At 75.3% G+C, this 14,470-nt stretch carries 12 protein-coding genes; 6 read left to right on the top strand and 6 right to left on the bottom strand.

The window, feature by feature from the left end:
* Window positions 1-144 precede the first annotated feature (144 nt).
* Both VM242_13815 and VM242_13820 read right to left on the bottom strand, forming a co-directional pair.
* Complete coding sequence (locus VM242_13815) at window positions 145-1,341, bottom strand: cupin domain-containing protein (protein HVM06238.1); 1,197 nt, start codon at window positions 1,339-1,341, stop codon at window positions 145-147.
* A 15-nt stretch (window positions 1,342-1,356) separates the two neighbouring features.
* Window positions 1,357-1,626: a hypothetical protein gene (locus VM242_13820; protein HVM06239.1), complete on the bottom strand. Its 270-nt coding sequence runs from the start codon at window positions 1,624-1,626 to the stop codon at window positions 1,357-1,359.
* 42 nt (window positions 1,627-1,668) lie between these two features.
* Between VM242_13820 and pepN the strand changes: the two genes are divergently transcribed.
* Entirely contained in the window at window positions 1,669-4,188 is a 2,520-nt protein-coding gene (pepN, locus tag VM242_13825) for an aminopeptidase N (protein ID HVM06240.1), read from the top strand.
* Between the two features lie 27 nt (window positions 4,189-4,215).
* Here pepN and VM242_13830 read toward each other — a convergent pair whose 3' ends face one another.
* Both VM242_13830 and VM242_13835 read right to left on the bottom strand, forming a co-directional pair.
* The gene (locus VM242_13830; protein ID HVM06241.1) at window positions 4,216-4,488 is read right to left on the bottom strand and encodes a ferredoxin; all 273 of its coding nucleotides are present in this window, start codon (window positions 4,486-4,488) and stop codon (window positions 4,216-4,218) included.
* 88 nt (window positions 4,489-4,576) lie between these two features.
* Window positions 4,577-5,038, bottom strand: a complete 462-nt coding sequence (locus VM242_13835) for an ATP-binding protein (protein HVM06242.1) — start codon at window positions 5,036-5,038, stop codon at window positions 4,577-4,579.
* 71 nt (window positions 5,039-5,109) lie between these two features.
* On the opposite strand from VM242_13835, the gene xseA reads away from it, so the two are divergent.
* The gene (gene xseA / locus VM242_13840; GenBank protein HVM06243.1) at window positions 5,110-6,375 is read left to right on the top strand and encodes an exodeoxyribonuclease VII large subunit; all 1,266 of its coding nucleotides are present in this window, start codon (window positions 5,110-5,112) and stop codon (window positions 6,373-6,375) included.
* Window positions 6,372-6,587 carry an exodeoxyribonuclease VII small subunit gene (gene xseB / locus VM242_13845; protein HVM06244.1) on the top strand — a complete coding sequence of 72 codons (216 nt, stop codon included), beginning with the start codon at window positions 6,372-6,374 and terminating at the stop codon, window positions 6,585-6,587. Before xseA ends, xseB begins: the two co-directional genes overlap by 4 nt.
* 23 nt (window positions 6,588-6,610) lie before the next feature.
* On the opposite strand, the gene VM242_13850 is transcribed toward xseB, so the two are convergent.
* Complete coding sequence (locus VM242_13850) at window positions 6,611-7,720, bottom strand: metallophosphoesterase (protein HVM06245.1); 1,110 nt, start codon at window positions 7,718-7,720, stop codon at window positions 6,611-6,613.
* A 63-nt stretch (window positions 7,721-7,783) separates the two neighbouring features.
* Between VM242_13850 and VM242_13855 the strand changes: the two genes are divergently transcribed.
* Window positions 7,784-9,556, top strand: a complete 1,773-nt coding sequence (locus VM242_13855; GenBank protein HVM06246.1) for an Ig-like domain-containing protein — start codon at window positions 7,784-7,786, stop codon at window positions 9,554-9,556.
* Here the strand turns inward: VM242_13855 and VM242_13860 are convergent.
* Window positions 9,553-12,174: a M1 family metallopeptidase gene (locus VM242_13860; GenBank protein ID HVM06247.1), complete on the bottom strand. Its 2,622-nt coding sequence runs from the start codon at window positions 12,172-12,174 to the stop codon at window positions 9,553-9,555. The genes VM242_13855 and VM242_13860 overlap by 4 nt on opposite strands.
* 32 nt (window positions 12,175-12,206) lie before the next feature.
* On the opposite strand from VM242_13860, the gene VM242_13865 reads away from it, so the two are divergent.
* Together VM242_13865 and VM242_13870 are read left to right on the top strand one after the other, a co-directional pair.
* Entirely contained in the window at window positions 12,207-13,199 is a 993-nt protein-coding gene (locus VM242_13865) for an adenosine kinase (protein ID HVM06248.1), read from the top strand.
* A gap of 356 nt (window positions 13,200-13,555) precedes the next feature.
* Window positions 13,556-14,377 carry a hypothetical protein gene (locus VM242_13870; protein HVM06249.1) on the top strand — a complete coding sequence of 274 codons (822 nt, stop codon included), beginning with the start codon at window positions 13,556-13,558 and terminating at the stop codon, window positions 14,375-14,377.
* Window positions 14,378-14,470: the final 93 nt, after the last annotated feature.

Below are 14,470 nucleotides of genomic sequence, written 5' to 3' on the forward strand. Positions count from 1 at the left end.
GAGATGCCTGCACTGCCATCGTCGTCCGACCTCCTCGGGTTCCTTCGGGACGTGGGCTCGGGCTCCGGCCCGCGCCGGGCCACCAGGCCTTGGAGCCAGATACCCGCCACGCCGGGCCGGTAACCAGCCGCAACAGTCGAAGCGTCAGGTCGCGGCGACGATCTCGAGCAGTCCTTCGCGGACGAGCCGGCGGGCCAGGACATGGCGGCTCTGCATGTCGAGCCAGGGGTCGAGATCGGCCACGGACAACGGTTCTCCGGCCACGAGACGTCGCATCGGGGGCTCCAGCGCGGCGGGCATGCGCAGCACCCGGTCGCCCAGGGTGACCACCAGCCGGGAACCGGCGCGCGACAACCGGCACACGGCGGCCGGGCGGCGACGCACGACCGTCGAGTCGTCCAGCCCGTCGACCAGGCACAGCTGCCGGAGCTGCCCGGCCAGCACGGCGGGGCGGGTGGACCAGAAGCGCGTGGTGAGGCCCCGGGCCACCGCCTCGGGGTCGACGGTACCCAGCCAGTCGCGGAGCTCGGCCACAGCGGCGGCGACGGCGGCGACGGCGGCGTCCTCGTCGTCCGCGAACCCGACGGGCATCGCCCGCCGCAGCGGCAGGTGGTCGGCCGCCCGGCGCACGACCTCGCGCGCCACGTCCTCCCCCGTCCACGCCAGGACGCCGACGGTCAGGTGGATCGACACGCCGTCCTGGGCGCGCGCCGAGTGCGGGAAGCCGCGCGGCACGTACAGGGAATCGCCGGCGCGGAGCTCGACGTCGAGGAGCGGCTCGGCCGGCGGCCCCATCGACGCCTTCCACGGTTGGGTCCGCAGCGGCAGCTCCAGCACCGGTGGGTGGACCGCCCACCGCTTGGAGCCGGCGACCTGGAGGACGAGGACGTCGTGGGTGTCGTGGTGCACGGCGAGACCCCGTGCGGCCGGCGGCGTGACGTAGGCGTTGGCCTGGACGGGGTGGGTGAGCTCGAGCTCGAGGTCGCGGCAGAAGGCGGCCAGCGCGGGCCACGTCCGTTGGAGGGACTGCAGCACGATGGTCGCCCCGGCCGAGAACTCCTTCCACACCAGGCCGGCGTGGGCCGCTCCCGTCACCGGGCGGCCGCCGATCGTCGTCGGGCGCGTGTACCGGGCGGGGTCGAGCGGGTGGCCGTCGCGGACCAGGCGGAACGAGGGAGTGCGGGGGAGCGAGGACGAGACGATGCGGTCGACGTCGTCGAGGGTGAGCAGGTCGGCGAAGGCGCCGGCGCCGGCGCCCGGAAGGTGGAGGGGCGCAACCGACCAGTGCTCGGCCAGGAACCGCCCGGTGTCGCCGACGCACCGGCCGAGGGCGGTCGTCACCCCCGGCCCGCCGCTCTAGCCGGCGTCGGTGCCCGCCGGGTCGCCGGTGCCGGCCGCGTCGGCGGCATCGGCGCTGTCCGCCGAGTCGTCGGTGTCGGACGCGTCGGCGGCGTCGCCCGAGTCGCCGGCGTCGCTCTCGTCCGCGGCGTCGGCGGCATCGTCGGCCGTGTCGGCCGTGTCGGTGGCGTCGGCCGCGTCGTCCGCCGTGTCGCCACCGCCTCCGGCGCCGCCCGCGTCCTCGGTGGAGATGTCGTCGTCGGAAAGGCCCTCGATCTGCTCGCTCATGCAGCGGACTCTACGCCTCGGCCCCGTCGTAGTGTCAGGGCGGTGGACGACAACCTGACGCGCGACGAGGCACGGCACCGGGCCTCCTACACCTCGGCCGTGTCGTACGAGGTGTTTCTCGACCTCACCACCGGCGAGGACACGTTCCGAAGCGAGACCACCGTCAGGTTCTCGTGCAACCTCACCGGTACCCCGACCTTCTTGGACCTCGACGCGGTCGCCGTCCACGAGGTCGACCTGAACGGCCGGCGCTTCGACGTGGCGGAGTACGACCGGGACCGCAGCCGGTTCCCCGTCCGGGGCCTGATCGCCACCAACGCCCTCCGCGTCGTCGCCGACTGCGCCTACCAGCACACCGGCGTCGGCCTCAACCGCTTCGTCGACCCGGTCGACGGGCGGGTCTACCTGCACACCCAGTTCGAGCCGTTCGACGCCCACCGCGTCTTCGCCTGCTTCGACCAGCCCGACCTGAAGGCGTCGTTCACCTTCACCGTGCAGGCGCCCGAGGACTGGGTGGTCGTGAGCAACTCGCCGGTGGCGGAGCGGGACGGCGGCCGGTGGCGCTTCCGTCCCACCCCGCCCGTCCCGCCGTACCTCGCCGCCGTCGTGGCCGGGCCGTACCACGCCGTCGCCGGCGCCCACGGGGACCTGCCGCTCGGCCTCTACTGCCGCCGGTCCCTCGCTCCCCACCTCGACGCCGACGAGCTGTTCACCGTCACCCGCCAGGGGCTCGACTTCTTCGACGCCGAGTTCGACTACCCGTACCCGTTCGCCAAGTACGACCAGCTCTTCGTGCCCGAGCTCGCTTTCGGGGCGATGGAGAACCCGGGCTGCGTCACGTTCAACGAGCGAATGGTCTTCCGCTCCCGGGTGACGGAGGCGGCGCGGGCGGCCCGCGCCTCGACGCTGCTGCACGAGATGGCCCACATGTGGTTCGGCGACCTCGTCACGATGCGCTGGTGGGACGACCTGTGGCTGAACGAGAGCTTCGCCACCTACATGGCGTCGCACGCCCAGGCGTCGGCCACCCGCTTCACCGACGCGTGGGTCCGGTTCGCCGCGGGCACCAAGGCGGCGGCCGCCGCCCAGGACCAGCTCCCGTCGACCCATCCCATCTCGGCGGACATCGTCGACACCGATGCCGTGCGCCTCCACTTCGACGGGATCACGTATGCCAAGGGCGCCTCGGTGCTCAAGCAGCTGGTGGCCTGGGTGGGCGACGAGGCGTTCCGGGAGGGCGTCCGGCACTACTTCTACCGGTACGAGTGGCGCAACGCGACGCTCGCCGACTTCCTCGAGGTGTTGGAGGAGACCAGCGGCCGCGACCTCGGGTCGTGGTCGAAGGAGTGGCTGGAGACGGCCGGCATCGCCACCCTGCGCGCCGAGACGGAGGTGGACGGCCACGGCCGCTTCAGGGCGGTGGCCGTCGCCCAGGAGGGCCAGCCCGGCCACGACACGCTGCGGTCCCACCGTGTGGCCCTCGGGCTCTACGACCTGGGAAGCGGCGGCCTGTCCCGCCGGCGGCGGGTGGCGGTGGACGTGGCCGGGGAACGCACCGAGGTGGCGGAGCTGGCCGGCGACACGGCGCCCGACCTGCTGCTCGTCAACGACGACGACCTCACCTACGCCAAGGCCCGGCTGGACGCCCGCTCGCTGGCCACGGTGGAGGCCCACCTCGGAGCGCTCGGCGATCCGCTGGCCCGCACCCTGTGCTGGGCGGCGGCCTGGGACATGGTGCGCGATGCCGAGCTCGCCGCCGGCCGGTGGTTGGGACTGGTGGCCGCCCACGCCCCCGGCGAGGACGACGACGCCGGCCTCCAGCGCCTGCTGGGGCAGGCCACCGCCGCGGTCGACGTGTACGGCGACCCGGCCCGGCGGGCGGCCCGCCGGGCCCGGCTGGCCGACCTGGCCCGGGGCGGGCTCGAAGCCGCCGGCGCCGGGAGCGACCGCCAGCTCGTGTGGGCGCGCCTCCTGCTGGACGTGGGCGACGGGCCGGGCGCCGAGGCGTTCGCCCGCGCCCTGCTGGACGGGTCGGCCGCCGTCCCCGGGCTCGTCGTCGACACCGACCTCCGCTGGCACGTGGTGACCGCGCTGGCCGCGGCGGGTGCCGACGACGGTGCCCTGGTCCGCGCCGAGCTGGAGCGCGACCCCACCGACATCGGCGAGCGCCGGGCGGCGGCGGCCTTGGCGTCACGGCCGACGGCGGCCGCCAAGGAGGATGCGTGGCGGGACGCCACAGCCGGGGGCGGGGCCCTGGCCACCGTGCGCGCCGTGGCCGCCGGCATGTGGCAGCACGGCCACGACGACGTGCTCCGTCCGTGGGTCGGCCCCTACCTCGACGGGTTGTCCGGCTGGTGGGCGGACCGCCGCCGGGAGGAGGCCTTGGCCCTCGGACGCGGGCTGTTCCCCTCCACCCTGGTCGCCGAGGAGACGGTCGAGGCCGTCACCGCCCGGCTGGCCGACCGGGCCCTGCCCGACCCGCTGCGGCGCATCCTGCTCGAGGGCCGGGACGCCCTGCAGCGGGCCCTGCGGGCCCGTGCCGCCGACTCCGCAGCCGCGTAGCGGCGGCGACGGGGCGCCCGCGTGGGGCTACGGCTCGATGAAGATGCACTCCCCGGGGCACTCCTCGGCCGCCTCGATGACGTCCTCCAGGAGCGCGTCGGGGACCCGGGCCACGCCGTTGGCGGTGCCGCCGACGCCCATCTGCTCGTTGAACTTCTTGTCGGCCGACAGGTCGGGGAAGTGCTCCTTCGGCTCCTTCACGTAGGCCAGGCCGTCGTCCTCCATGAAGAAGACGGCGGGGGCGATCTCGGCACAGATGCCGTCGCCCGTGCACAGGTCGGCGTCGATCCAGACGTTCATGTCGCTCCTCGCATGGTCCCCGCGATCGTATATGCACGGCCGACCCGGGTGAAATCCGGCCGGCGCCGCCAACGCCGCCGCCGCGGCGTCAGCCGCCGGGGGCGTCCCCCCGGGTCGACGACAGGGCCGTGACGGGTGCGTCGTCGACGTACATCAGCGCCTTCTCGAGGTGGACGATGGTGCCCTCCTCGGGGCGGGACTCGAACTTCACCCGGTCGACCAACGCGTGCATCAGGGCGATGCCCCTGCCGTTCTCCGAGCTGTCCGCCGCCGGTGGGACCGGTGCGTCAGCGTCGAAGCCCCGGCCCTGGTCGACCACCCGGATGACGCAGTCGCGCTCGGCCAGCTTCACCTGGACCTCGTACTCGTTCCCCGCCTCCGAGTGCTCCAGCACGTTCGTGCACGCCTCGGTCAGGGCGACCTCGATGTCGCCGACGCACTCCGACTCGACCCCGAGCTCACGGAGCGCCTCGCGGCAGATGTGGCGAGCCACGGGGATCGTGCGGGCGTCTCGTGGCAACAGCAGTGCCATGTTGATCTCCACGGCCACGACGCTCCCTTCGTGAAGTCGTCACCTTTGTTCCCGCAACACCCGACACGCATTCCTTTACGCTCCGGCCGATGAAGCGCCTGCCTCTCGACCTTCCCGGCGACGGCGTCCGGGTGCTGAGCCTGGTGCGCCTGTCGTCGGAGCTGGCGCGCGCCGTCGCCGGCGTCGGACGTGTGGGCGTCGAGGGCGAGGTCGTCATGCCCCGCTCGCACCCCGGCGGGACGTACTTCGTCCTGCGCGACCGGGCCGCCCAGATCTCCGTCCGCTGCCCGGCCGCCCGGGCGGCCCGCTGCCGGGTCGTCGCCGGCGAGCGCGTCCTCGTCACGGGCACCGTCGGGTGGCTGGCCGACCGCGGCGGCGCCCAGCTGGTGGCCGAGGAGGTGTCTCCCGTCGGGGAGGGCGCCATCGCGGCGGCGATCGAGGAGCGCCGGGCCCGGCTGGCGGCGGACGGGCTCCTGGCCCGGCCCCGGCGGCCGCTGCCCCGGCTGCCGGCGGTGATCGGCGTGGTGTGCGGCACCGAGGCCGCCGTGCGGGCGGACATCGAGTCGGTGATCGCCGTGCGCTTCCCCGGCTACCCGACGGCGTGGGAGACCTCCAACGTGTCCGGCCCGGGGGCGGCGGACGCCATCGCCGGCGCCCTGGCCGCCCTGGACGCCCGCCCCGACGTGGAGGTCATCGTCCTCGCCCGGGGAGGCGGCGACGCCTCCCAGCTCCTCCCGTTCAGCGACGAGACGCTGTGCCGGGCCATCGGCGCGTGCACCACGCCGGTGGTGTCGGCGGTCGGGCACGAGGGAGACCGGCCGCTGTGCGACGAGGTGGCCGACGCCCGCTTCGCCACGCCGTCCCTGGCCGCCGCCGCGGTGGTGCCCAGCCGGGCCGAGCTGGAGAGCGAGCTGGCCCGGATGGCGGAGCAGCGCTCGGTGCTCCTCGGCCACCGGCTCGAGGACGCACGATCGCGGCTGGCGGCGGTGGACCGCCAGCGAGCGGTCCGGGCCGGCCTCGACGTGGCGGCCCGCCGGCTCGAGGCCGCCGCGTCGCGTCTCCGCCTCGTCCACCCCGCCCGCGCCGTGGCGGCGGCCGGCGGCCGGCTCGACCGGGTGGCCTGGCGGGAGCCGTGCCGGCGCCGCTGCGCCCAGGAGGCGCAGCGGCTGGCCGCCTGCGAGCGTCACCTGGAGGCGTTGTCGCCGCGCCGGGTGCTCGAGCGTGGCTACGCGGTCGTGCGGGACGAGACGGGAGCGGTGGTGCGCGACGCCTCCGCCCTCGCCCCCGGCGCCCGCGTCGCGGTGGAGCTGGCCGCCGGGCGGCTCGGCGCCCGCGTGGAGGAGGTCGACCGGTGACGAGCGGTGACGAGTCGCTCACCTATGAGCAGCTGGTGGAGTCCCTCGAGGAGCTGACCCGGCGCATGGCCGACGGCGCCCTCGGCATCGAGGAGGCGGTGGAGCTCTACGAGCGGGCCGGGAAGCTCCACGCCCTCGCCGCCGAGCGCCTGGCCCGGGTGCAGGCCCGCATCGAGGGCCTGGGCGCGGGAGGGGGGGACCCGGGCGCCTGAGGCCCCCGCCGGCGGCACGCCGGTCATCGCCGCGGCCAGGGGTGGCTGAAGCAGCGGTGGCTGCGGAGCCCGGGGGCGACCAGCCCCCACACGCCGCCGGCGGCCCGGCGGGTGCGCTCCGTCCAGGCGATGGCCTGCGGCGCGGCCACCCGGAAGACGACCTGGCGGATGCCGCCCTCGTGGACCGCATAGCCCGCCCACGTCCCCGGGTAGTGCATGGTGGCACCCACCTCGGTGACGACCACCGGCCCGTGGTACCGGCGCCGGTTGCGGTGGGAGTGGCCGGCCGTCACGAAGGTGGCGGGGTTCGCCTCGGCGACGGTGTCGAGCAGGGCGCGGGCCTCGTGGCCGGGTATCCCGGGCGGGTAGGTGAGCGGATGGGTGTAGCGCTGGGCGTAGTGGTGCATGGCCAGGAACGCGGGACCGGGCGCGGCCGAGAGCAGATCGGCGATCTGGTCGCGCTGGGCCCCGGGCATGGTGCCGTGGCCCTTGTGGGGGACGGACGTGTGGCCGAGCACGACCCGCAGGCCGGGCAGGTCCACGCCGTACGGGTCGGCGGGGATCTCGATGCCGTGGCGGGCGAGCGCCTCGCGCCCGTCGACCGCCTTGCGGCCGACGTCGTGGTTGCCGAGGACGGCGGCCACGGGCACGCCCAGCCCGCCGAGGAGGCGGCCGACGTCGGACCACTGCTGGGGGCGCCCGGTGTAGGTGAGGTCGCCCTTGGCGACGATGGACTCGGCGCCCCACGCCAGCGCCTCGCCGAGGGCGGCCCTCACGCACCGCAGGGCGTAGGGCTCGAGCCCGGACGACGGGTCGTCCCGCAACCGGCGGAGGATCCCGAACCGGCGCTCCCCGACGTGGGTGTCGTTCACGGTGGCGAAGCGGCACAGCAGCTCGCCCGGGGGAGGCGCCAGGGTGCGGGCGGTGGCGACGGTCCGGGACGGCCCGTCTCCCCGCAGGGTCACGGCCACGACGGTGGCCGGAGGGAGCCCGCCGAAGGCCGCCGCGCCCGGCCCCGGCGAGGTGACCTCCACCGACTCGTCTCCCGTCGACAGGGTGCAGCCGGGCCGGAGCCCACGCCAGCACACCTGCACGGCGGTGTCCTCCACCGCGAAGACGTCGACGTGGCGCACCGCCCGGTTGTAGCACCCCGGGTACCCTTGCCCCGTCGGCGGGTTGCTCAGGAGGGATCGGACATGCGCAGGCTCAGGTGGCGGACGGTGGCCCTCGGGGCCGCCGTCGGGATCGTCGCGACGGTCGCACCGGGCACGCTGCCGGTCCCGTCGGCGTCGGCGAGCGACGGGAACTTCCTCCAGGTGACCCCCGAGGTGACGGACGTCCAGGTCGGGACGAGCGTCACGCTGACCGCCCGCCTCTACTCGACCGCCCTGTCGCTGCTGGACCGCCAGCCGCCGCTGGTCCTCCTCCAGCCGGTGATCGTCCGTTTCGCCTTCGAGGGCGGGCCGCTCCAGGGGACCGCGGACACCCAGTGCACCATCTCCCAGCCGTCCACCTGCTCCATCACCGTCACCTCCGAGAGGGGGGGGACGACCCTGGTCCGGGCGTGGATAGACGGCCACACCCCGGACACCGAGGGGCGGCTCGCCAACAACCTGGCGCCCGCCGACAAGGCCGCCGACTGCATCACCGCCGAGGAGGGCGAGAAGGCCCCTTGCGTGCCCGGCGACGCGCCGGCACCCGGGACGGTGGCCGAGCCCGACTCCACCGACGTGGTGAAGATCACCTGGCGGGAGCGGGGGCTGGACGTCTCCCCCGACAACCAGGAGCGCCTGCTCGGCGAGACCGCCACCCTCACGGCGACGGTGAACGACTTGGCCGGCAACCCCGCCGCCGGCATCCCGGTGAAGTTCGAGCTGTTCGAGGGCTCGGTCTCCGACCCGGGCGGCGGGAACACCCCGAACATCCCCGACGAGTCGTGCACCACGGCGGCATCGGGGACGTGCTCGATCACCTTCACCCAGCTCTCGGCCGGCACCGACCTCATCTGTGCCTGGACGTCGGCCGTGCCACCGACCATGGCGGGCAAGGTCAGCGACACCGGCACCTGCGACAGCGAGGTGCTGTTCGACCTGAGCGCCAACGACGGCAAGCCGTCGCCGTTGGACGACGACGTCGACGTGGTCCGCATCATCTGGAAGTCGCCGGCACCGGCGACGACCACCCCGACGGGGCCGGGCGGCACCACCCCTCCGCCGGGGAACGGCTACTTCCTGGTGGCGGCCGACGGCGGCGTGTTCGCCTTCGGCGAGGCGGTCTTCCAGGGGTCCACCGGCGCCATGAGGCTCAACCAGCCCATCGTCGCCATCGCCCACACGCCGAGCCGCAGCGGTTACTTCCTGGCCGCCGCCGACGGCGGCATCTTCGCCTTCGGCGACGCCGTGTTCCGCGGCTCGACGGGGGCGCTCAAGCTGGCCAGGCCCGTCGTCGGCATGGCGGCCACGCCGACGGGCCGGGGGTACTGGCTGGTGGCGTCGGACGGCGGCGTCTTCGCCTTCGGCGACGCCGTCTTCGCCGGGTCCACCGGCGCGTTGAAGCTGGCCCAGCCCATCGTGGGCATCACGCCGACGCCGACGGGGCACGGGTACTTCCTGGTGGCGGCCGACGGCGGCGTGTTCGCCTTCGGCGACGCCGTCTTCCGCGGCTCGACCGGCGGCATCAGGCTGGCCCAGCCCATCGTCGGGATCGCGCCCACGCCCACCGGGAACGGCTACTACCTGGCCGCGTCCGACGGCGGTGTGTTCGCCTTCGGCGACGCCGTCTTCCGCGGCTCCACCGGCGCCATCCGGCTGGCCCAGCCCATGGTGGGCATCAGCCGGAGCGCCTCGGGTGGCGGCTACCGCCTCGTCGCCCGGGACGGCGGCGTATTCGCTTTCGGCGACGCGGTGTTCCGCGGCTCCACCGGCGCCATCCGGCTGGCCCAGCCCATGGTGGGGATGACGGGGTTCTAGGTGTCCGCAGCCGTCGAGGCCGCTTGCGGCGGCGAGTGCGGCCACAGACCTTGCGCCCGGCCCCGGAGGAGGGCGCCCAGGCGGGGAGCCTCGCGGGCCCGCAGCGCCACCGCCACGTCCAGCTTCTCGAGGATCTGGGCGACGGTGCGCTCGCGCCCGGCCAGCGGGTGCGACTCGAGGAAGTCCCGCACGTCGGCGGCCAGCTCCGGCGTGGAGAGAGCGAGCGTGCCGCCCAGGGCCCGCTCGTGGAGGTTCTCGGGCAGCCGCCGGCGCAGCTCGTCCCACCGGGCCTTGACGACCTCCCAGACGGCGCTGCCGCCCGCCCGGTTGGCCAGCAGGAGCGAGAGGACGAACGGCGCGTTCTGCGCCCGGACGTCGGAGAACACCAGTTGCAACGTGCGGGCGACGAGGGCCTCGTCCTCGAAGCCGGCCAGCGCGTAGAGGTACCGCACCTCCTCCTGGGGGGTGGCGGCGGCCCGGTGGCGGGCGAGGAACGCCTCGTACTCGTCGGGGCCACCGCCGGCGGCGACCACGGCGACGACCGCACCGGCCACGTCGGCGTCCACCGAGGACGGGTCGGCGACCGCCCGGGCGTGGACCTCGGCGGCGCGCGACCGGACGTCGGGGTCGGCGCCGAGGACGCCGAGGGCACGGATCAGGGAGGCTCGGAGCCGGGACCGGCGCTCGTCCTCGCCCTCGCCCGGCGTCCACCCGAGACGCCCCAGGGCGGGACCGGCCAGGCGCCGGAGGAAGGCCTGGAGGGCGGGGCGGTCGGGGGCGGCGACGATGCGGTCGAGGTTGAGCAGGGCGTCGAGGACGACGTCCCACACGCTGGGGTCGTCGTCCCCGGCCAGGAGCTCGGCCAGCTCGAGCAGCTCCTCGGCCCCCGCCTCCGCCGCCAGCACCGCCGCCCACGTGTCGTTCACCAGGCACAGGCGTTCCAGGGCGTCCAGCCGGTCGAGGTTCGCCTCCAGGCGCCGCCGCAGGGCGTCGTCGTAGCGGACCCGGTAGAAGCCGACGCCCTGCTCGTTGAGCACCACCCAGTCCGGTTCACCGACCAGGTCGACGCCGGCACCGTCGGCGTCGAGCAGCAACCGGTGGGACACGACCTCGCCGCCCACCGACGCCCGGAGGTGCACGGGGATGCGCCACGACGGCCCGGCGCCCGCCCCGTCGGCGGGCGCCAGGTAGCGGAAGCGGCGCTGCGTGAGGCGGAGGCCGGTGCCGCCGGCAGCCAGGGTCACGGAGACCTCGGGGAAGCCACCCTGGTAGATCCACGAGTCCATGATCGAGCGGGCCGGCTCGCCGGTGGCCTTCTCCACGGCGTCCCACAGGTCGCTCGTCTCGGTGTTGCCGTAGGCGTGGTCGGCGATGTAGCGGGAGATCCCGAGCCGGAACTCGTCGGCGCCCACGTAGCGCTCGAGCATGCGCAGGACGCCGGCGCCCTTCTGGTACGTCAGGGTGTCGAACATCCCCTCCGCCTCCTCGGGGCGCTCCACGGGGAACTCCACCGGGCGGGTGGCGCTCAGGGCGTCGACCACCATGGCCGCATCGCGGCTGGTGCCGAACGACACCCACCGCTGCCACTCGGGCCGGAAGGCGTCCACGCACAGCAGCTCCATGAAGGTGGCGAAGGCCTCGTTCAGCCAGATGCCGTTCCACCACCGCATGGTCACCAGGTCGCCGAACCACATGTGGGCGATCTCGTGGGCCACCACGTCGGCCACCCGCTCCAGCTCCCCACGGGTGGCGCGCTCGGGGTCGACCAGCAGGAGGGTCTCGCGGAACGTGACGGCCCCCAGGTTCTCCATGGCCCCCATGGCGAAGTCGGGGAGCGCGATGAGGTCGAGCTTGGCGGCCGGGTAGGGGAGCCCGAAGTACGACGAGAAGAAGCGGAGGGCGCAGGCGCCGATCTCGAGGGCGAACCCCGCCAGGTGGGCCTTGCCGGGCACGCACACCGTCCGCAGGGCGACGCCGTCGACGTCCACCGCCCCGGACGCCTCGAGGGGACCGACGACGAAGGCGACCAGGTAGGTCGACATCCGCATGGTCGTGGCGAACTCGTACTGGAGGCGGCCTTCGCCCAGGTCGGTGACCTCGACCACCTCGGTGTTGGACACGGCGGTCAGCCCGTCGTCGACGACGAGCGTGGTGGCGAACGTCGCCTTGCGGTCGGGCTCGTCCCAGCACGGGAACGCCCGGCGGGCGTCGGTGGGCTCGAACTGGGTGGCGGCGATGACGTCGGCGGCGCCGTGCTCGTCGACGAAGGTGCTGCGGTAGACGCCGTGCAGCTTGTCGCTCAGGACGCCCGCGAACGTCATGTGCAGCGTGGCCGTCCCCGGTGCCACCGGCTCCTCCAGGCGGACGACGGCCCGCTCCTCCTCGGGGACGAGCTCGACGGTGGCGTCGACGATCGTGCCGTCGGCGGCGACGACCTCGGCGAGGGGGATCTCGAGGCCCACGGCGTTGAGGACGATCTCGTGCGCCTCCTCGAGCACGGCGACCCGGACGCGCTCCTCGCCGGCGAAGGTGCCGGCGGCCAGCGCGACGTTGAAGGTCAGCTGGTAGTGCTCGGGCACGACGTTGCGGGGAAGCCGGTGGGCGCCCTCGGTCGACATGCGCCGAGAGGCTACTCAGCTACCGTCCCGGCGTGACCTCCCACCCGCTGGACGTCGTCGCCGTCGGAAGCGCCATCGTCGACGTGCTCACCACCACCGACGACGCCGACATCGACGCCCGCGGGCTCGTGAAGGGGACCATGGCGCTGGTCGACGCCGAGCGCGCCGACGCCCTGTACGAGTCGATGGGGCCGGCCGTCGAGGTGTCGGGCGGCTCGGCCGCCAACACCGTGGCCGGCGTCGCCTCGTTCGGTGCGTCCGCCGCGTTCATCGGCAAGGTGCGCGACGACCAGCTGGGCGAGGTGTTCACCCACGACATCCGGGCGGGAGGCGTCGAGTTCACCACCCCGCCGGCGGCCGACGGCCCGTCGACGGCGCGTTGCCTGGTGATGGTGACGCCCGACGCCCAGCGCACCATGTGCACGTACCTCGGGGCCGCCACCGGGCTGGCCCCGGCGGACATCGACGCCGGCGTCATCGGCCGGGCCCGGTACACGTACCTGGAGGGCTACCTGTGGGACCCGCCCGAGGCGATCGAGGCGCTGCGGCGGTCCGTCGCCCTCGCCCACGACGCCGGCCGCCAGGTCGCCCTGAGCCTTTCCGACCCGTTCTGCGTCGATCGCCACCGCAAGGCCTTCCTCGACTTCATCGCCTCCGACGTGGACGTCCTGTTCGCCAACGAGGCGGAGATCACGTCCCTGTTCGAGGTGGCCGCCCTGGACGACGCCCTCGACCTGCTGCCCGGCCACTGCGACGTGGCGGCGGTGACCCGGGGGCCGCTCGGCTCGATCGTGGTGACGGCGGACGGCCGGGTCGAGATGCCGGCCGAGCCGGTTGAGCGCGTCGTCGACACCACGGGAGCGGGGGACCTCTACGCCGCCGGCTTCCTGTACGGCCTGGCGACGGGCGCCGATCCCGCCCGGTGCGCCCGCCTGGGCGGCATCGCGGCGGCCGAGGTCATCGCCCACATCGGCGCCCGCCCCCGGGTCCCCCTCTCCTCCCTGGTGGCCGCGCTGGACGCGTAGCACTCGGCGCCTCGGCCATTGGTGGCGCGTGACACCTAGTGACAGAGGACGTCCGCCGCGGTAGGAAGTCGCACGGTGCGCGGGCGCCCGCGGTGGCCGCTCACCGTCCGCCGACGAGGGAGGACGTACCGGTGGCCTCACGGAGCACCGCATCGCCCGAGCCCGGCCAACCGGGTCGCCGCCGCCGCCCGCCCAGCCTCGACGGGGGCGGGCCGCCGCCGGCGTCGTCGGCACCGTCTCCCGAGCGGCGCCGGCGGGATCCCCTCCCGGCGCCGCCGGCGTCGTCGGCACCGTCTCCCGAGCGGTCCCGGCCGGATCCCCTCCCGGCGCCGCCGGCGCCGTCGGTGCCACCGCCGGTGCCGGTCGGGCCGGCGCCACCGCCGGTGGAGGTGCCGGCCCGACGACGCGCCGTGTTCGGCCTGGCGGCGGAGGCGGCCGCCCAGGCGGAGCGCCGGCGCAACGGCCTCGACCCCCGGGAGCCGGCTCGGGGCCCCGGCCGCCGGGCCGCACCACCCGCGGTCGCCGCCGGGGATGACGCGGCGTCGCAGCCCGTCGTCGGGACCTGCCCGTGCGGCCTCCCGGCGCGTGCCCGGTGCGCCGACGGCTGCGGCCGCCCGATCTGCGGCGAGCACCTCCTGAACGGCGGCAGCCGCCTGGCCGCCGGTGGCGGGCACCGGTCCGAGCGCGAGCACACGGTCTACGTCCGCGCCTTCTCCGGCGGCGCCACGCCCCGGTGCGCGTGGTGCCGGGCGCAGGCGGGCGATGCCGCCGTCGCCGCCCTGGGGCCGGTCGCCCCCCTGCCGGCCGACGCCGTCGAGCGGCTGCGCGAGCTGGCCCGCCGGCCGCACGACCACCCGGGCGACGCCTGGGACGCCAGCGTGCGCCGGCTCGGCGGGGCGGCCGCCGTGGTGCGGCTGCTGGCACCAGGGCTGGCTCAGCACCGGCCGACGGTCGAGTTCGACGGGTGCCGGCGCGGCGAGGTGCTCGCCGGTGTGGCCATCACGCGGTCGGGCGGCCGAGGCGCTTGCGAGGTGGTGGACGGCGACGGCTGCGTGTGGGCGGTCCGGACCGTCGACGCCGGAGTGGTGCGCCGACGGCAGGCGTGGGCGTGGGACCGGGTCCCCGAGGAGCGCGTGGCGGCGGTGCTGGCCCGCATCGTGGAGCTGGGTTCCCCGTAGCGACCGGGGGCGTGGCAAGGTCGCGCCGGGCCCCGCCCGTGTGCGCGGCCCGGCCCCGACCCCGCCCGTCGCCCCGAGGAGGCCCATGGCCCG

The sequence above is a fragment of the Acidimicrobiales bacterium genome (assembly GCA_035540975.1).
Classification (GTDB): domain Bacteria; phylum Actinomycetota; class Acidimicrobiia; order Acidimicrobiales.